This window comes from Deltaproteobacteria bacterium, from assembly GCA_016178705.1.
In the GTDB taxonomy this organism is placed as follows: Bacteria; Desulfobacterota; Binatia; order HRBIN30; family JACQVA1; genus JACOST01.
The window spans coordinates 69,334-86,311 of the sequence record JACOST010000014.1 but is presented as its reverse complement, the minus strand read 5'-3'; the positions used below and the strand labels follow the sequence as shown (position 1 = coordinate 86,311).

Below are 16,978 nucleotides of genomic sequence, written 5' to 3'. Positions count from 1 at the left end.
CTTACAACTCCCCGAGCAACGCGGCCGCGATGCGTGCGAGTGCCGGCGCCTCGGGCGTGTAGCGGATGGACAACGCTTGCGCGCGCTCGGCGTGCCAGTGCAGCGGGTGTTCGACCACGTAGCCGGCGCCGCCGTGCAGATGATGCGCGCTAAGCGTGAGTCGTTTGCACGCTGGCCCGATGAACGCGGCGGCAGTGTCCAACTCAGTACCCTCTTCTGTGCCGGCTGCGAGTCGCGTGATGGCTTGCCACGCCAAGTTGCGCGCCGCCGTGTAGTCCATGCCGGCATCGGCGATCTGATGCTGCACAGCTTGGAACACGGCGATCTTCTGTCCAAACTGTTCGCGCTCCTTGACGTAGGCGACGGTCATGTCGAGTGCCGCGCTCATGGTGCCGAGCTGCTCGGCGAGGGCGAGTGCTCGCTGTTCGTGCCGCAGCCCACGCAGCGCTGCAGTGCCGTGCCCGGGCGCGCTGAGCCGGCGGAGCACCGGCGTGTTGCGGTAGGCAACGACTCCTTGTGGTGCGCCATCGAAGCTGCGCAGCGGTGTCACGGATTGTGGCTCAACCGCGACGAGCACGAGCGCAAGATCGCCGCCGTCGCGGGCGGCCACGATGTGCCAGTCGGCGTGCGCGGCGTCGGCGACGTACCACTTCTCGCCGTTCACCACGGTGGTGGTGCCGCGCGTCTCGATGCGCGTGGCAAAGTTCGCCGGCTCGCGGCACTGCCGTTCGTCAAGCGCGAGCGTCACCGTCCGCTCGCCGCGCGCCGCGTCGGCGAGTTCCGTGCTGCCGGCATCGAGCTGCGCCAAGGCGCGGGCACCGCGGATGGCCGCGATCACTGCCAGCGGCACCAAGCCACGCGAGCACTCTTCGAGCAGACAACCGAGTTCGATCACACTTTGCCCGCTGCCGCCGCATTCGGTCGGGAGTGCCAGTCCGAACCAGCCGAGCGCCGCGATCGCGCGCCACGTACTCTCGGCGATCCCGCGTGGCGTGCGCGCCCACGCGGTCAGCCGCTCGGGATTGATCTGCTCATCGCAAAAGCGGCGGACCGCCGCCTTCAGCTCGGCCTGCTCGGGTGTCGGTGCGAGACGCATCGGTTGTCAGTATCCCCTCAGCCGTACCAACGCTTCGCGATAGCGCTCGGTTGTTTGGCGCGCGATTGCCGGTGGCAACTCGGGCGCCGGCGGCTGCTTGTTGAAGCCGATTGATTCGAGGTAGTCGCGCACCGGTTGCTTATCGAAGCTCGGTGGTGTGCTGCCCGGACGCCATTGATCGCGCGGCCAGAAACGCGACGAATCGGGTGTGAGCAGTTCGTCGATCAAGATCAGCGAGTCGTCGATCAGTCCCCATTCGAACTTGGTGTCGCAGATGATGAGGCCGCGTTTCTCGGCGTACTCGGCCGCGGCGCGGTAGACTTTCAGCGACAGTTCGCGCACCTGCTCGGCGCGACTGCGGCCGACGATTTCGGCGGCCTGATCGAAACTGATGTTCTCGTCGTGCTGCCCGCGCGGCGCCTTGGTCGACGGAGTGAAGATCGGCTCGGGCAGTTTGTCCGCTTCACGCAATCCCCCCGGTAGCTGCACGCCACATACCGCACCGTCGCGCTGGTAGTCCTTCCAACCGGTTCCGGCCAAGTAGCCGCGCACGATGGTCTCGATCTTGAGCGGCTCGGCCTTGCGACACACGACCGTTCGCCCTTCGATCGGCGCGCGTTCGGCAGCATCGCGAACGTAGGGGCTCACGTCGGTCGACACGACGTGGTTGGGAACGAGATCCTTCATTCGCGCGAACCAGAGCAGCGACAGCTCAGTGAGGATGCGGCCCTTCTCCGGAATCGGCGTGGGCAACACGACATCGAACGCAGACAAACGATCGCTGGCAACCAGCAAGAGGTACTGCCCGGCATCATAGATGTCGCGCACCTTGCCGCGAAACAACAACGGCAATGACGTGAGACGCGATTCGAAAAGCGTGTCCATACGTTCCCGGAGATCGGCTACTTGCGCGGCAGACCGTAGCCCATCAACGCGATGATGGTGCGCTGCACTTCGTTCGTGCCGCCGCCGAATGCCAGCAACGGAGCGGTGCGGTAGAGCCACTGCAAGCGGCCATGCAGCGGCGAGCACGGTTCTTCAGGATGGAGTTGGCCCGCCAAGCCCAGGATCTCGCTGCCGGTATCGGCCACGCGTTGCGACAACTCGCTGACGAAAATCTTCGCCATCGACGACTCCGCGGCGGGGACCCGCCCCTCGTCCAGTGCCCACGCGGTTTCGAGGCCGAGCATGCGCGCGGCTTCGATGTCGACAGCCAAGCGTGCGAGCCGTTCGCGCACCCACGGATCTTCGCGCAGCGGCCGGCCGTCGATGTTCGTCTCGCGCACATGGGCGACCAATTCGCGGAAGTAACGGCGAGTCATCGCCACCGAGCCGATGCTGAGTCGTTCAAAGTTGAGCGCCATGGCCGCGTAGTAGAAGCCCATGCCGCGCTCGCCGATCAAGTAGTCGCGCGGCACGCGCACATTGTCGAGGAACAGCGCGTTGGTACGCAACCCCGGCCACACTGTTATGCCTTGCACCGTGACGCCTGGGGCGTCCATCGGTACGATCATCATCGAGATGCCCTTGTGCTTGGGCGCGTCGGGTTCAGTTCGTACGGCGAGCCAGTTGTGCGTCGCCATATGCGCGTGGGTGTTCCACATCTTGTGGCCGTTGATGACCCACTCGTCCCCATCGAGGACGGCGCGCGTGCGCAGCGCCGCGAGGTCGGTGCCGGCCTCCGATTCGGAGTAGCCCAGCGCGAACTCGATCTCGGCGTTCTTGATGCGCGGGAGCCAATGCTGCCTCTGCGCTTCGGTGCCGATGCGCATGATCGTTGGCGCCACCGACGTGACCGTCAGCGGCAGCATCGGTGCGCCCGCACCCTCGAGTTCATCGACGAAGATCCACTGCTCGATCGCCGAGCGACCGAGCCCGCCGTATTCCTTCGGCCACGGCAACCCCCACCAACCGCGATCGCGCAGCTTGAGAATGAATTCCTTCGCCAGCGGCCCGTGCCCTTCGTTCCCCGACTCGCGCGACTCATCGAGCATCACCGCAGTGAGATGCTCTTTGATGAACGCGCGCACTTCGTCGCGCCAGGCGAGTTGCTCGGGAGTGAAATCGTAACGCATCGTCGCGTTCAATTAGTCCGGCGTGGCAATGGGTGCAAGGCCGCAGTGGTCCCTCCTCTGAGCATGACCCGAGGTTTAGGAGGGTCCGGGCGGAGGCTCAGACTCACGACTCACCAATCCCGAGTCACGACAACAGGGTCTGTCCTCGGTTGACACCGATCGCATCACGGGGTTACGGTAACTCCGCGCTTGTGATGCTTAGGGGGAGCTGACCGCTTTGCTCGAACCGTTCGTAGCGGTGGCGCGTTTCTCGCACGCACCACGCACTAGTTGCCTACCAACCGTTGACGGATCCTCGCCGTGCCGGCGAGGGGCGACCAGCCTCAACTAGCCAGCTGCCGCCATGGCCATGGGCGCGGCCGAGCGCATCGTCTGGCCCGACACGGTGAAGGGGTTATCGATCCTGTGGATCGTTTATTTCCACGCCTTTCGGAGTTTCGCCGATAGTCGCTACCCGTGGCCGCTCGATGATGGATTCGTTGCGCAAGTCTGCGAGCAGACCCACAGCGCCGGGTTAGGCTGCATCGCTCGCGCCGCCTTCTTTGGCTTCTCCTCACTCGGCTTTCACGCGGTCGGCGTGTTCATTGTCCTGAGCGGCTTCGCGCTCGCTTTCTCCGTTACCCGCCGCAACACACCGATCGCTTGGCGCGGCTGGTACCGCAGCCGCCTGCTCCGTCTGTTCCCGCTCTACTGGACCGCGCATCTCATCTATCTGGTGTCGCCATCGCAAGTGCACATCGAGGCGATCGACTATCGCTTCATCCTCAGCTTCCTCGGCGATCGCGTCGTGCCGCTCACCACGATCTTCTACTACGCCAACGCCGCGTGGTGGTACTTCGGATTGCTGCTGGAACTCTATCTCGTATTCCCCCTGCTCCATATGCTGCGCGAGCGGCTGGGCACGCGCTGGTTCCTCGTCGCCAGCGCGGCGATCACGATGGTGAGTCGCTACCTCATCCTGATCGTGTGGCCATCGGAATACAGCGGTGCGTTCCTACTCGGCGCGCTGTTCACGTGCCGGCTCTTCGAGTTCACCGTCGGCATCGTGTTGGGCGCGGCCTACGCGCGGGCGCGCGTCGCCACCGAAGCGCGCCTACTCTCGCCAATGGCCGCGCTGGCGGGGATCGTTCTCTACACCGCTGGACTGTACGCGAACGACGGACTGCTCCTCTACGTGTTCGCGGACGGTCTGATCGGCTGCGGCCTGTTGCTCATCATGGCCAATGTGGCGAAGTGGTTGGAACGTATCCCCTTGATTCAGTCGCCGCTCGCGCGCGTCGGCTTCTATTCGTACGGCCTGTATCTGCTGCACCAGCCGTACATGATCTGGCTGGGTCACTCGATGCAGGGCCGTGAGTTACCGACTTTCGTTGTTATCGCGATCGTCGCCACCGCCGTGCTTGCGTTGCTGTCGATGGCCATCGAGCGCAGCGTCAACACCGCCGTCGCTCGTGTGTTAGGGTAGCACCATGGACAAACGATTGGAGATCGCGATTGCCGCCGCGCGCGCCGCCGGCGAGATCGCGTTGAAATATTTCCGTACGGCGCTCACGGTCGAACGGAAGGCCGACCACTCACCGGTAACGGTCGCCGACCGCGAATGCGAACGACGCATCGTCGAGGTCCTCACCAAGGCGTTCCCTGACTACGGTGTGGTCGGCGAAGAATTCGGCACGCGCGAGGGCGCGGGCGCGCGTTGGATCGTCGATCCGATCGACGGCACCAAGAGCTTCATCCGCGGCATTCCCTATTTCGCTACGCTTATCGGGCTTGAAGAGGAAGGCGAGATCATCCTCGGAGTGATCTACGCGCCGGCGATTGACGACCTACTGTATGCGCAGAAGGGCCACGGCGCTTTCGACAAGTCTGGACCCATCCACGTCTCCGACCGCGCCACCCTGCGCGAGTCGATGATCGTGTTCGGCGGCCTCAACGTCTTGCGACGGGCCGGTTATTGGCCGGCGTTCGAGCAACTCGTCGAACGCAGCGGACGCCAGCGCGGCTATGGCGACTATTTCGGCCACACCTTCGTCGCGCGCGGCCAAGCCGAAGCGATGATCGAGATCGATCTCAAACCGTGGGACATGGCCGCGCTGAAGATCATCATCGAAGAAGCCGGCGGCCGCTTCACCGACTTCGCCGGGGTGCCGTCGATCTATACCGGCACCGCGCTCGCCACCAACGGCCGTGTCCACGACGAGATCCTCGATCTCGTGCGACATCAACCCAACTTGGGAGGGCGACGGTGAAGATCGGCATTTTTCTTCCGACATTCGGCGCCGGCAACCGGCCCGAATTCTTGCGCGCGCTCGCCGAAACGGCGGAGCAGGTCGGCGCCGCCAGTCTGTGGGCACCTGAACACGTCGTGCTCGTCGATGCCTACGAGTCGCAGTATCCCTACTCCGACGATGGGCGCTTTCCGCTCGATCCCTCCGCTGGCGGACTCGGTGATCCGTTCACCGTGCTGAGCTTTCTCGCCGCGGTCACCAAGACCGTGCGACTCGGCACCGGCATCTGCCTCGTGCCGCAGCGAAACCCCGTGTACACGGCGAAGATGGTCGCCGGGCTCGATGTGCTGTCGAACGGCCGCGTCGACTTCGGCGTCGGCATCGGTTGGCTCAAAGAAGAGTTCGATGCGTTGGAGATGCCGTTCGAGCGGCGCGCGCAGCGGACGCGCGCGTATCTCGAAATCATGCGCCGTCTGTGGACGCAGGACGAGGCGAGTTACGCCGATGAGTTTTACACGCTACCACCGGTGCACATGGCGCCGAAGCCCGTGCAGCAGCCGCATCCGCCGATCATCTTCGGCGGCGAAAGCGATCCCGCGCTACGCCGCGTCACCGACATCGGCCAAGGCTGGTTCGGTTGGAACCTCACGCCGGAAATGACCACCGAGCGATTGGCGGCCCTCGACCGCCTGCTCAATCGCCGGGGTCGTTCACGCACAGACGTGTCGATCACGATCTCGCCGTACACACAGCCCGCGCGCGGCCTCGATTCGATGAAACGCTACCGCGACCTCGGCGTCGACGAAGTGGTGCACCTCTTGCCGATCTCCGAGACACCCGATCAGGTCCGCTCCGCCGTCGAGTGGTTGGGAGAGCACATCATCGCGCCGTCCGCGCGGCTGTGAGCATCCTTCCGCCGACAAGATTTACCGCTTGCCACCGTGCCTATACGCGCTCAGAATCAGCGTCAAGGAGTGCGTTCATGGGTCGAAGATGGTTCCAACTGACACTGGCCTTGTCTGTCGCGCTGTTCAGCACTGCGCAAGTGGCGCGGGGTGTGACGTGCGTAGGCAAGCCGGACGGTACGACCTGCGATGCGGGCACAGATTCGCCCCACGCCCTGATTTGCTTAGGCGGCACGTGCGGTCCCTGCGCGGCGGATTTGAGTGCGTCGCCGCGGTACGTGGACAACGGCGATGGGACGATCACCGACCGGCAGACCTGTCTCGTCTGGGAGAAGAAAGACAACGCCGGGGGCATCCACGACCTGAACAACAACTATCAGTGGAGCAGCACAGGCACGGCCATGGATGGGAGCGCCTTTACCGTGCTCCTCGCCGGACTGAACAGCGCCGCGTTTGCGGGACACCAGGATTGGCGGCTGCCCGCATCAGCCGGCAACGGCTCTACGGGACAGCCGGCGGAGATCGAGAGCATCGTGGATTTGACCGTACCAGGCTGCGCGGTGTGGGCGGATCTTGTCCCGTGCGTGCCGGCGGCGTTCAACACCAACTGCGGCACGACCGGTGGAATGCCTGATAGTAGCGGCAACGCCGGCTGTACGATCGATGGCGCCGGCGTTACGCAAGAGTGTAGTTGCGGTCCGCCACTGCACGACTGGGCCGCCTCCACTGTCATCGGATCGCCGAGCGCGGCATGGCTCGAGTGCTACAACGTCGGTATCCTGAGCGCGCCGAGCAAGACCGACTACAACCTCGCTCGCGCGGTTCGAGGCGGGTTCCTGTCGCCCTTGTGTGGCAACGGGACGGTCGACCCGGGTGAACAATGCGATGACAGCAATACAACGAGCGGCGATGGCTGCTCCGCGACGTGCCAGAGTGAACTGAGTCCCGGCGGCGGGCTGGCGAAGAACGACTGCGTCAGCGAGTGGCTGCTCGAGCCGGTGCCAACTGTCGATCGGTTTGGGCGGCCGAAACATTCCCTCGACTGTGTCGACGACGATCCGCTGTGCGACTTTGGTGCGGCGATGGGTGATGGCGTGTGTACCTTCCATGTTGCGCTCTGCCTCAATGCGGACGAGCACCGGCTCGCTTGCACGGCAACGGACGTGGAGCGGATCAAACTGCTGCTGCCGAATGAGATCAAACCGCGCGATGCCGTCGACACGGGCAACCGTGATGCGTTTGAGGGTGCGTCGAGCGGCCTCGGTGGCTTGATCCGCGGCTCGTGCATCAACGGCGGGCCGATGCACGGACAGTTCTGCGCGGCGCCGAGCGACTGCGATTCCACACCCGGCAGTGGCAACGGACGCTGTAGCGGACGATTCGTTGGCTTCAGCCCACCACTCACGACCGCAAACTCGTGCACGAGCTTTGCCGCCGTTCAAGTGCCAGTCAGAAATGCGGCCGGCCGCCTTCTGCCTGGGCATAAGGTGATTGTGGTGTCGGCATCACCCTCGAAAGATCCGGTCAGCCTCCGACCGCGGCCGGCCGACATCGATGTTCTCACGCTGACGTGCAAGCCGAAACCGTAGGGAGACTCAACGCGGGTGCGTATGGCTCGGGAGATTCGCATTCTGCGTCCCGCATGAGCGGTGCAAGCATTCCCGCGGCCTGTCGGGCCCCGAGATCGTCGCTCTAACAGATGGCGGGCCACTCCATCATTGCATCGCCGGAACTCGTCTGACATTTTGACGGCGTAGCTGACGGAAGCAGGGGAGTATGGGATGAGTTTTCGAGTCGTCTGTATCTCGCGCGCAATCGCCGCCGGAGGTGAGACCATCGGCGAGACGGTCGCGCAGCGGTTGGCCTTTCGCTACATCGATGAGCAGATCATCACGCGCGCGGCGCATCACGCGCAGGTCGATCCCAAACTGGTTGCTGCCGCCGAACATCGCCGGCCGTTGTTGCAACGGTTACTGGATAAGCTGGCCGCGGCGCAGGAGTTGGCCGGTCCGGTGACGCTGGCGACCGGCATACCGCTCGAAGTTTTCGCCGCGCCCGAGCCGACCGGCTATCACGCCACCGATGACGACATGCGCGTGCTCATCCGCGCCGCCATCCATGAAGTGGCGAGCGCCGGCAACGCGGTGATCGTCGCCCACGCCGCATCGCTCGCGCTCGCCGGGACCGCAGGCGTGCTGCGCGTACTGGTGACCGCATCACCCGCGACTCGCGCCCAGCGCTTGGCGGCGGCGCAAACCATCAGCGCCGCAGACGCCACCACCGCCATCGCCGCATCCGATCGCGAGCGGCGCGACTACTTTCAGCGCTTTTACAGTGTCAAGGACGAGTTGCCGACACACTACGACATCGTCATCAACACCGACGTGCTCACCCCCGAGCATGCGTGCAATGTGATCGTCACGGCAGCGCAGAGCTAAGCACCGCGCGAGCGAGGAAACTCGCGACCGCCTCGTTGAACGCGGCGGGCTGCTCGATGTTGGGTGCATGGCCGGCGTCATCGATGAGCACCTTAGTCGCGGTCGGAATCTTGGCCGCCATGTAATCCATCCCGGCGAGAAACGGTTTGTCGTTGGCGCCCGCGAGCAGCAGCGTCGGTACGGCGATGTGCGGCAGCGCTTCGATCACGGCGGCGTCGCGCTGCGCCAACATGCCGCGCGCGGCGTGGGCGAGACCTTGGGCCGAGTGGTGTTTCGCAACGCGCACCTCGGAGCTATTTCCGAGCGCGGCGAGCCCCTGCGCTTCAAAGCGCGCGGCGTAACTTTCGGCCAGACGATTCCACTGCGCCCGCCCGTCGTCCTTCTTGTACCCGGGTCCGGTGTCGAACAGCATCAGCGCCCGAACGCGATCGCGATGGGCCAGATGGAACGCCAACGACATGAAGCCGCCGAGCGACAGCCCACCGACGATGGCTTCGGCGACACCGCAGGTGTCGAGGATCGCGGTCATGTCGGCTACGGTCGCGGCGTGCGAATAGGCACCGGCGTCGTCCGGGCTGTCGGACTCGCCGTGGCCGCGCATGTCCCAACAAATCATTCGGTAGCGATCGGCGAACGCGTCGACTTGCCGATCCCACATCCGCAGCGTCGCCGTGTAGCCGTGAGTCAGTAGGATCGCTGGACCCGCGCCGCGGTCCTCGTAGTAGATGCGGACGCCGTTGCGGTCGACGTAGGGCATACTATTCGAAGTCGGAAGAGAACAGCCAACCACCGAGGCACAGAGGGCACCGAGATGGCACACCGAGAGAACTTTTCCGAGTGGCGGATACCGACCGGTCGTTTCCGTTGAACTGCGGTATCACTTGGTTTCTCAGTGTCCGACCTCTGTGATCTCGGTGCCTCGGTGGTGAGGACTCTAAATCGAATCCGATACGCCACGGACGAAGAGCGGCTCCATCGCATAGCGGGCGACGTCGGCTTCGAGCGCGGCGCGGGCTGGTGTCTCGCTCTTTTCCACGGCCGCGTCCAAGATGTGGCGCAAGATGGTGGCGTCGCTCGATGTGTTGAGGAATAGCCCGGGGCGACTGAGCACAAAGTGCACCCCGCGGCGGATGGCGTCGGGGTCTCTGAGCGGCTCATACCAACTGAATCGGCGGGCAGTGTCGTCTTGCCAGCGCCGCCGCGCCACCGACTTGATCGTTTGGACGGCGACGCCGCGCTCGCGGCAGATCGACATCAATGCTTCGAAGTCCGCCGCGTATTCCGCTTCGTTCATCATGGTGAAGTGGTACGGCAGCAGCACCGAGTCGAAGGCGAACCGTTCGAGGCTGCGCCGATGCATGGCGGCGACGCGCGTGCCGTGGCCGGTGACGCCGATGAAACGCACCAGCCCCTGCTCGCGCGCTTCGATCAGCGCTTCGAGCGCGCCGCCGGGGCCCATCGCCGTCGTCCACTCGGACTCGTCGACCAAGTTGTGAAGCTGGATCATGTCGACGCGCTGGACGCGCAGACGTTCGAGCGAGCGGCGTAGACTGTCGCGCGCACCTGCGTACGTGCGGTCGCCCGTCTTAGTGGCGAGAAAGAAGCGGTCGCGATGCTGCTCCATCCACCGCCCGACGCGGAGCTCCGACTCGCCGTACGACGCGGCGGTGTCGATGTGGTTGATGCCGTACTCAAGCAGGATCGCAAGAATCTGATCGGCCTTCTCTTGTTTCATGCCGCCAAGCGCGGCCGCACCGAAGATCACGCGCGTGCTGCCATGGCCGGTGTGTCCGAACGGCATCGCTTCCATTGCACCCTCCTTGCTGAGATGCTCGCTATCGCGTGTCACACGTGCGGCATTACTTCTTCCGCCACGCGCTTCAGCCCCAACTCGCCGAGGGCACCCGAAAAGATCACTTGCGAGACGTCCCATTCACGCTGCCGACGCTTGAGCTCCTTGATGCACTCCTCGGGTGTGCCGAGCAGCGCCATCGGCGATTGCAGCAGCCCTTCGGGGGTTGTGCCGAACATCGGCGCCATGCCTTCGGCCATCGATTTGGTCGCGGCGGCCGAGTCGGTGACGATGGCGGTGAAGAGAACGTTGCTGATGCGGATCTTGGCGCCGTCGCGGCCGTGCTGCTTCGCCTCGTTGCGGACGAACTGCACCTTTGCGCGGAACGCATCGTTCGTGAGCTTCTGCACATTCTCCATCTTGATGTACCCGGGTTTCCCGGCGTCGGAAATGATGTTGATGATGTCGGCATGCTTGGCGGCCAGGCGCAGCAAGCCTTTGCCGCCGCCGCCCAGGAGAATCGGCGGATGTGGCTTCTGCACCGGTTTGGGGAAGAGAATCGCATCCTTCAAGTGGTAGAACTCGCCCGCGAACGTCGTCTCTTCCTTGGTCCACAGCGATCGGATGACGGTCAGCGCTTCATCGAGCATGCGCAAACGGGTGGTGATGTCCGGGAACTGGATGCCGGTCATCTTAAACTCGCGCTCGGTCCACCCGGTGCCGAGGCCGGCGAACAGGCGACCGCCGCTGAGGCGATCGAGCGAGTTCAGACTCTGCGCGGTGATCACGGGATGGCGGAAGAGATTGCACAACACGAGATGGCCGACCTGAATTTTCTTCGTCGCGGCGGCCATCACCGCCACCATCACCATCGGATCATAAGAGAGATGATGGGGATCGAACTGCCGCTCGGGACCTTCGGCGACAATGTGGTCGGGCATCATGATCGCATGAAAGCCAAGCCCTTCGGCGGTTTGAGCGATGTCGTGGAGCTGTGGGAATTCAACGTTGCCGACTTGCAGTCCGTATTCCATGTCTGATCTCCCTTCGGTCGGTTGGCTGATGGCTGGTGGCTGATGGCGTATGGCTGATCAGCGGAGTTTCATACGCAAGAACTCACATCCGGTTGCGAGCGCGGCGTCGGCTTCCGTGCACGGCAACTGCACGAATGCGTGCGGCATGGCCTCGTACTCGTGCAGCACTGACTCGCGGCCGAGTCCTTTCAACTTGGCGTGCAATGCGCGCGAATCGCCGAGCAACGGGTCCCACGTGCCGCACAACAGACACGCGGGAGGAAAGTGACGCAGGTCGGCGTGGATCGGGCTGACGCGCGCATCGTCGGTCGACGCGCCACCGGTGAGATACGCGGCGAGCATCATGTCCATCGAGCGCTTGGGAAGGACCGGGTCTTCCTCCGGTGCCCACTTGTCGTAGTCGCGCCGCGACGCCAACAGATCGAACGCGCCATAGATCAATAATGCCGCGCGAAATTGGATGTCGTCGCGGAGATCGTTGATGACCGCGGCGGACAGATTGCCACCCGCTGAATCGCCGCCGATGGCGAGGAGAGCGGGATCGCCGCCGAAGGTCTTGACGTTTGCTCGCGTCCACCGCGCCGCAGCGACGCAGTCGTCGAGCGGCGTCGGGAACGGATGCTCCGGCGCGAGGCGGTAGTCGACGTTGACCACCACGACGCCGGCGCCTGCGCACAACTGCCGCGCCAGCTTGCGGTGCGTCGCCGGGCTGCCGATCGACCAGCCGCCGCCGTGCAAGTAGATCACCACGGGGAACGGTGGCGTACCCGGTGGCACGATGATGTCGGCGCGTACGGCGCCACCGATCTCGACGCCCGCTTCGACTCCCGCGACGGAAGGCGGGTTCGCGTTGATGAAGTCAGCCGACACCTCCATCGTGGCGCGCATCTCGACGATCGATTGCGCCGGCGGCATCGACCGCATCATGTCGAACAACCCGGTGAGTTCGGCGCGTGGCATGGCAGGCTCCTATCGCGAGTTCACCGTACAGAGAGCACAGAACACCAGCCAACGGAAGACGGGAACGCCCTATCACGCGATACCGGTTGTCGCGTTCTCCCTACCTGTCGATCATTTGCGTCGTCTGGCCGTGAGGCTGCGCGAAATTCATCAAGGTGGCCGCACGCGAATGCGCAAACACCGGCTGCTACTGTGGAGATTAATCAGTGACGGTGTTCAGCGGCGGGTCGGTCGCCGGCTCCTGCGCGGCAACGCCTTGTTGGCCGGCCCGCCCGCCGCTCCCGGCTGGCTTCCCGTCAGGATGATTTTCTTGTCATCAAAGGACGCCACCAGCTCAAGCTGCCCACCGAGGGCGCCAACGTACCGGCGGAGCGTGGACACGAGACAATCCTCGAAGTCCTCTCGACCCTCGAGCCGAGAGACGTCCGACTGGTCCATTGCCGAGTCGGCGGCAACGTCGATCTGCGTCTTTCCGACTGCCTCACGGACCGCGCGGATCGTGAGGTGTACTCCTCTCTGAGCCCGAAGACCGCGTCCCAGGATTCGAACAGGCTCCAAGACGGAAACATTTCGGCGTTTGGCTGCGGTGCTCATCTTCGACCTCCGCTGTCATAGACGGTGCGCTCCGTGGCAGTGGCGGACCTTGCGCTGATGATCCGATCGCGGGCGCCACGCTCGACGTGCACCACGTAGAGCAGACGCTCGCGCAGCGAGGTTCCTATCACCACCATGCTGCCCATTCCTGATCCGTCGTCGAGATACACCGCCATGGGATCCGCGAAAACCGTGGCGGCTTCCGGAAAGGATATGCCGTGCTTCGCGAGGTTCGACTCAGCCTTGGCGGAGTCCCACTCGAAGTCCCCTTCCACCACCGTCGGCATCGCACCTCAAGTATGGTCTATGACCCATAAGGGGGTCAAGCGCGTCCGTCCGGTTACCAGGCAGCGCTCGTACATGACGAGTCTCGCCGCTACATCGGCATCAGCGGGCGGTTCCGAGATCAACCGATATTCGCTCACTGCCGCTTCTTGGCCAGACGGTCGAGGACTTCGTATGCCGAGTGAGCACGTGTCGGATCGCGGCAGAATTCAGCAAATCGTTCCTCCGCGACCCGCGGTGGCTTTCCGGAACTGGGAGATCTCCGGGTTTCTCGGCAATACGATCCCAGAGCGCCTGCAGGTAGCGCACCTGCTCGGCCTTGGTAAGTTCCGCGAACCCCGGTGGCTCAGCGATCGCTGTGTGCGCCATGCTTCTCACCTCGTTGCGAGAATGCCGCAAGCACGATGCGGCTGCCAACGGGAAGGCTGCGTCGCGGGCATGACCGGCTGGCGTGCTCCATCGGTTGCTGCGGAGATGGAACGCTCGTTCCCCCCTCACGCGAGCCACGCAACGCAACCGGCGCGCGCTCACTTATTGGCGGACGTGGATCACGACCACTGGCCGGCGGCGGACCCACCAGCGGAGAAATGGAACCCACAGCGGTCGCAGGATCGTGCGGTGAATCGCATTGAGAAGGTGGGTCGGGAACGGAACAAAGAAGGGATGGGCTGACACCAGCTCCTGCCGCACGAGCACCGCCTCGATGATATCCGCCCGGCCGTCCATCGTCTGGCCCTCGCAGGTAATACGAACCTCCGGATGACTCTGAATGTTACGCATCCAGTTCGAGCGCCACCCGTAGGTGGAGATGACCAGCACGCGGTTGTCGAACCGCTCGCAAGGAAGCAGCACTTCCCGAGGGAGTCCGGTCTTGCGGCCCTTCGTCGTCAGCAACACCCAGCCTGGCGCGCGCTCGATGTAGTTTCGGAACAATCGGACCAGTAGCGCTTGCGGGTGGCGAACGATGAGGCGCGGTATGAAGTGCAGACGTTCGGCAAACGGTCGAACTCTTGGATTGGCCTGTTCCGACATGTGGCTGCTCCGCGTCTCCAACGCTCTGCATCAGCGGCGCGCGTCTCCTTGCGCGTCCGCTGCATGCAGGGGTTAGCGGTGCCCGGGGTCAGGCCTGGGGCGCGGTCTTGGGATAGGTTTTGGTGGCGTTCCCCTCACGGGCATGTCTTCCTCCTCTGCACTAGGGCTGTTCGAGTTCAGCCTGAAGAATCACGTTCAGCCGATCTTGCACTCTCTCTTGAAGGCCATCAGTTGACAGCAGGTCAGTCTGCAGCAACTGCACTTCGTCGCCCAGACGCTTGCGGAAGGTCGCAAACATCTCTGTGAAGTCCTTGACGGGAAAGGAAGGGCTGATCCGCATTCGGTATCGGAACGTTTCCAAGTCCGTCCGCAAAGATGCAAAGCGCCGCTGAATGCCAGTGTGGTCCTTGAGCTTTGCCGGAACTCCAAGCGCAGCGTGAACAATGGACAGCACGGCCGCGATCCCCGCGGCTGCTACCCAAAAGTTCTTGTAGTACTCCTGGTTCCACAGGCTCCAGCCCGCCACCGCTGAACCCGAGGCGGTAAGGGCTACCAACACTTTCGTAACGTCATCTACCCTTTGCCACCATGTCACCAGCCTCGCCGCCATCAGCTCCTCGAAATACGCCGTGTAATAGGTTTCGAAAGCACCCAACCACAGTTCGTCTCGCGATTGCCGCTCGGCTGCTATCGGTCCCACCGGTTCCTTCGTTGGCTGATCCATCCCCATGCACCCCTGCTCCGAGTTGCGCTAACTACATTTCGACGTCCGAACCGACTACCGAAACGAGGCAACCGGTGCTTGGTTTGCTGCCGCGGTCCGTTGCCGCTCACCGCGACGGTTCTTCTTGCGGCGCCCTTGCTTGCCGTTGCGCATCTCGCGTACTGCCCTCGGTTGCATAAGAAGCGTGCGCCGCTTGCTATCGCCGCACACTTTTCAAGTGGAGCCCTGAGCCCGACAGGACCATTGCCATGATCCACGAAACGCCGTCAAGTGCGGCCAGCAGCAGGGAGTGGGCATTTTGCAAACAACCAGATCAACCCATCGTGTCATTCTGAGCCGGGCGAAGAATCTCTCTTCGCGTTGCGCGGGTCCGGAGAGATCCTTCGCGGAGTTTATCCTGAGCGAAGTCGAAGGGCTCAGGATGACAATTTTCTGCACGTCTCAAAACCGACCCGCCACCCAGCAGCACCGCATCTCTCTCTTAGCGGGTCAGCGAGTTCGACAGATGCTCGGGCGGCTTTGGATCAATTCATCTCGGCATCTCGGATCACTTACCAGCACGTCCTTTCCGCATCGTTGTCTCTGATCGCCGCTCCGACTACGATGCCGGTCGCATGCAAGCATTGCTGAACGCGGAGCAGCAGGCGTTGGTCACGTTGGCGCGGCGGCTGGCGGCGCGGTGCGCCGAACGCGCGGCGCGGCACGACCGCGACGCATCGTTTCCGTTCGACGACTTCGCCGATCTCCACCGCGAAGGTTATCTCGCGCTGACGATTCCAACCGCGCTCGGCGGGCGGGGCATTTCGATCCACGATTTCTGTCTGGTGCAGGAGCAGCTCGCCTGCGGCAGCGGCGCAACTGCCCTTGGGGCGAACATGCATCTCTACAACCTCGGTGGCGGGTTGCGGTTGTTTCGCGAGCCCTTTCGGCAACGCGTCGTCGACAGCGTCGTGCGGGAAGGCGCGGTGATCGCCAGCAGCATTTCGGAGCCGAGTGCCAGCTTGGGATCGCCGCTAGTGACCGCGCGCAAAGTCGCTGGGGGCTACCGTGTCAGCGGCCGAAAGTATTTCTGCACCCTCGCGCCGATTCTGCGCTACTTCCTATTCAATGCACGGCTCGAAGGATTTTCGCAGCCAGGATTGTCCGGCACGGTGACGCTTGCCGCCGAGCGCGGCATCGCGGGCATGGAGATCATCGAAACCTGGGACGCGATGGGGATGCGTGCCACCGGTAGTCACGACATCCAGTTCACCGATGCATTCATTGCCGACGAGTGTCTGATCGGTGACGAAGGCGCCGGCGTCGAAGGCGGGTTGCAGAGCCTGCCCTGGTACGCGTTGGGGATCGCGTCGGTCTACATCGGCATCGCTGGAGCGGCGTTCGACTTCGTCGTCGACTACGTGAAGCAGCGCACACTGCATCCGTTACCGGCAACCATCGCCAGCCTGCCGGGCATTCAATTCACCGTGGCGGAGATGCACATCAAGCTCGAAGCCGCGCGCGCGTTCATTTTCAAGACCGCGTACGAACTCGCGCATGGCGCCGATTTCGGCGATCAACTGCTGCCGAAGGTGACCGCGCCGCAGTACTTCGCCACCACCACCGCGCTCGACGTGGTCACGATGGCGATGCAAGCGATGGGCGGGCCGAGCATCTTTCGTCGCTATCCGATCGAGCGGCTCTATCGCGACGTGCGCGCCGGTACCTTGCATCCGTACACCCACTCCTGGCTGCTCGAAATGATCGGCAAACTGGCGCTCGGCATCCCGCTCGATGTGCAGCCACGTTGGGTGTGAGCGGCCGCGCTCGAACATC

General features: G+C 63.7%; 17 protein-coding genes. 6 read left to right on the top strand and 11 right to left on the bottom strand.

The genetic code is table 11. The features are described 5' to 3' along the window. Window position 1: 1 nt before the first annotated feature. From HYR72_08555 to HYR72_08545, 3 genes are read right to left on the bottom strand one after another with little or no spacing between them, the layout of a single operon-like run. The gene (locus HYR72_08555; GenBank protein ID MBI1815013.1) at window positions 2-1,096 is read right to left on the bottom strand and encodes an acyl-CoA/acyl-ACP dehydrogenase; all 1,095 of its coding nucleotides are present in this window, start codon (window positions 1,094-1,096) and stop codon (window positions 2-4) included. Between the two features lie 6 nt (window positions 1,097-1,102). Then, window positions 1,103-1,981 carry a phosphoribosylaminoimidazolesuccinocarboxamide synthase gene (locus HYR72_08550; GenBank protein MBI1815012.1) on the bottom strand — a complete coding sequence of 293 codons (879 nt, stop codon included), beginning with the start codon at window positions 1,979-1,981 and terminating at the stop codon, window positions 1,103-1,105. A gap of 17 nt (window positions 1,982-1,998) precedes the next feature. After that, a complete protein-coding gene (locus HYR72_08545) occupies window positions 1,999-3,171 on the bottom strand; it encodes an acyl-CoA dehydrogenase family protein (protein MBI1815011.1) in 1,173 nt (390 codons plus the stop codon). A gap of 343 nt (window positions 3,172-3,514) precedes the next feature. Here HYR72_08545 and HYR72_08540 point away from each other — a divergent pair, with 343 nt between their 5' ends. The 5 genes from HYR72_08540 to HYR72_08520 all read left to right on the top strand — a co-directional run bounded on the left by HYR72_08540 (window position 3,515) and on the right by HYR72_08520 (window position 8,742). Next, on the top strand, window positions 3,515-4,636 hold the full coding sequence (locus tag HYR72_08540) for an acyltransferase (protein MBI1815010.1): 1,122 nt from the start codon (window positions 3,515-3,517) through the stop codon (window positions 4,634-4,636). A 4-nt stretch (window positions 4,637-4,640) separates the two neighbouring features. After that, window positions 4,641-5,420, top strand: a complete 780-nt coding sequence (locus HYR72_08535) for a histidinol phosphate phosphatase (protein MBI1815009.1) — start codon at window positions 4,641-4,643, stop codon at window positions 5,418-5,420. Further along, window positions 5,417-6,304 (top strand): LLM class F420-dependent oxidoreductase, encoded by an 888-nt coding sequence (locus HYR72_08530; protein ID MBI1815008.1) that lies wholly within the window; start codon window positions 5,417-5,419, stop codon window positions 6,302-6,304. Before HYR72_08535 ends, HYR72_08530 begins: the two co-directional genes overlap by 4 nt. Window positions 6,305-7,035: 731 nt before the next feature. After that, window positions 7,036-7,893 (top strand): DUF4215 domain-containing protein, encoded by an 858-nt coding sequence (locus HYR72_08525; protein ID MBI1815007.1) that lies wholly within the window; start codon window positions 7,036-7,038, stop codon window positions 7,891-7,893. Window positions 7,894-8,085: 192 nt separating this feature from the next. Beyond that, window positions 8,086-8,742, top strand: a complete 657-nt coding sequence (locus tag HYR72_08520; GenBank protein MBI1815006.1) for a cytidylate kinase-like family protein — start codon at window positions 8,086-8,088, stop codon at window positions 8,740-8,742. Here HYR72_08520 and HYR72_08515 read toward each other — a convergent pair. The 8 genes from HYR72_08515 to HYR72_08480 form a co-directional block, all read right to left on the bottom strand. Then, a complete protein-coding gene (locus HYR72_08515; protein ID MBI1815005.1) occupies window positions 8,723-9,499 on the bottom strand; it encodes an alpha/beta fold hydrolase in 777 nt (258 codons plus the stop codon). The two genes, HYR72_08520 and HYR72_08515, sit on opposite strands and share 20 nt — an antisense overlap. A 177-nt stretch (window positions 9,500-9,676) precedes the next feature. Further along, window positions 9,677-10,552 carry an aldo/keto reductase gene (locus HYR72_08510; protein MBI1815004.1) on the bottom strand — a complete coding sequence of 292 codons (876 nt, stop codon included), beginning with the start codon at window positions 10,550-10,552 and terminating at the stop codon, window positions 9,677-9,679. A gap of 35 nt (window positions 10,553-10,587) precedes the next feature. Beyond that, complete coding sequence (locus HYR72_08505) at window positions 10,588-11,568, bottom strand: LLM class flavin-dependent oxidoreductase (protein MBI1815003.1); 981 nt, start codon at window positions 11,566-11,568, stop codon at window positions 10,588-10,590. A gap of 57 nt (window positions 11,569-11,625) precedes the next feature. Continuing rightward, on the bottom strand, window positions 11,626-12,528 hold the full coding sequence (locus HYR72_08500; GenBank protein MBI1815002.1) for an alpha/beta hydrolase: 903 nt from the start codon (window positions 12,526-12,528) through the stop codon (window positions 11,626-11,628). Window positions 12,529-12,744: 216 nt separating this feature from the next. Further along, window positions 12,745-13,122: an XRE family transcriptional regulator gene (locus HYR72_08495; protein MBI1815001.1), complete on the bottom strand. Its 378-nt coding sequence runs from the start codon at window positions 13,120-13,122 to the stop codon at window positions 12,745-12,747. Continuing rightward, a complete protein-coding gene (locus HYR72_08490) occupies window positions 13,119-13,409 on the bottom strand; it encodes a BrnT family toxin (protein MBI1815000.1) in 291 nt (96 codons plus the stop codon). The genes HYR72_08495 and HYR72_08490 overlap by 4 nt, the downstream gene beginning before the upstream one ends. Before the next feature lie 529 nt (window positions 13,410-13,938). Beyond that, window positions 13,939-14,439 (bottom strand): nitroreductase family deazaflavin-dependent oxidoreductase, encoded by a 501-nt coding sequence (locus HYR72_08485; protein ID MBI1814999.1) that lies wholly within the window; start codon window positions 14,437-14,439, stop codon window positions 13,939-13,941. A gap of 160 nt (window positions 14,440-14,599) precedes the next feature. Then, window positions 14,600-15,169 carry a hypothetical protein gene (locus HYR72_08480; protein ID MBI1814998.1) on the bottom strand — a complete coding sequence of 190 codons (570 nt, stop codon included), beginning with the start codon at window positions 15,167-15,169 and terminating at the stop codon, window positions 14,600-14,602. A 608-nt stretch (window positions 15,170-15,777) separates the two neighbouring features. On the opposite strand from HYR72_08480, the gene HYR72_08475 reads away from it, so the two are divergent. Next, window positions 15,778-16,959 carry an acyl-CoA/acyl-ACP dehydrogenase gene (locus HYR72_08475; protein ID MBI1814997.1) on the top strand — a complete coding sequence of 394 codons (1,182 nt, stop codon included), beginning with the start codon at window positions 15,778-15,780 and terminating at the stop codon, window positions 16,957-16,959. The last annotated feature ends 19 nt before the right edge of the window (window positions 16,960-16,978 follow it).

Bases quoted from the DNA above. Each gene is read 5' to 3' on its own strand.
- HYR72_08555 (MBI1815013.1), bottom strand. From the start codon at position 1,096: ATGCGTCTCGCACCGACACCCGAGCAGGCCGAGCTGAAGGCGGCGGTC.
- HYR72_08550 (MBI1815012.1), bottom strand. From the start codon at position 1,981: ATGGACACGCTTTTCGAATCGCGTCTCACGTCATTGCCGTTGTTGTTT.
- HYR72_08545 (MBI1815011.1), bottom strand. From the start codon at position 3,171: ATGCGTTACGATTTCACTCCCGAGCAACTCGCCTGGCGCGACGAAGTG.
- HYR72_08540 (MBI1815010.1), top strand. From the start codon at position 3,515: ATGGCCATGGGCGCGGCCGAGCGCATCGTCTGGCCCGACACGGTGAAG.
- HYR72_08535 (MBI1815009.1), top strand. From the start codon at position 4,641: ATGGACAAACGATTGGAGATCGCGATTGCCGCCGCGCGCGCCGCCGGC.
- HYR72_08520 (MBI1815006.1), top strand. From the start codon at position 8,086: ATGAGTTTTCGAGTCGTCTGTATCTCGCGCGCAATCGCCGCCGGAGGT.
- HYR72_08515 (MBI1815005.1), bottom strand. From the start codon at position 9,499: ATGCCCTACGTCGACCGCAACGGCGTCCGCATCTACTACGAGGACCGC.
- HYR72_08510 (MBI1815004.1), bottom strand. From the start codon at position 10,552: ATGGAAGCGATGCCGTTCGGACACACCGGCCATGGCAGCACGCGCGTG.
- HYR72_08505 (MBI1815003.1), bottom strand. From the start codon at position 11,568: ATGGAATACGGACTGCAAGTCGGCAACGTTGAATTCCCACAGCTCCAC.
- HYR72_08500 (MBI1815002.1), bottom strand. From the start codon at position 12,528: ATGCCACGCGCCGAACTCACCGGGTTGTTCGACATGATGCGGTCGATG.
- HYR72_08495 (MBI1815001.1), bottom strand. From the start codon at position 13,122: ATGAGCACCGCAGCCAAACGCCGAAATGTTTCCGTCTTGGAGCCTGTT.
- HYR72_08490 (MBI1815000.1), bottom strand. From the start codon at position 13,409: ATGCCGACGGTGGTGGAAGGGGACTTCGAGTGGGACTCCGCCAAGGCT.
- HYR72_08485 (MBI1814999.1), bottom strand. From the start codon at position 14,439: ATGTCGGAACAGGCCAATCCAAGAGTTCGACCGTTTGCCGAACGTCTG.
- HYR72_08480 (MBI1814998.1), bottom strand. From the start codon at position 15,169: ATGGGGATGGATCAGCCAACGAAGGAACCGGTGGGACCGATAGCAGCC.
- HYR72_08475 (MBI1814997.1), top strand. From the start codon at position 15,778: ATGCAAGCATTGCTGAACGCGGAGCAGCAGGCGTTGGTCACGTTGGCG.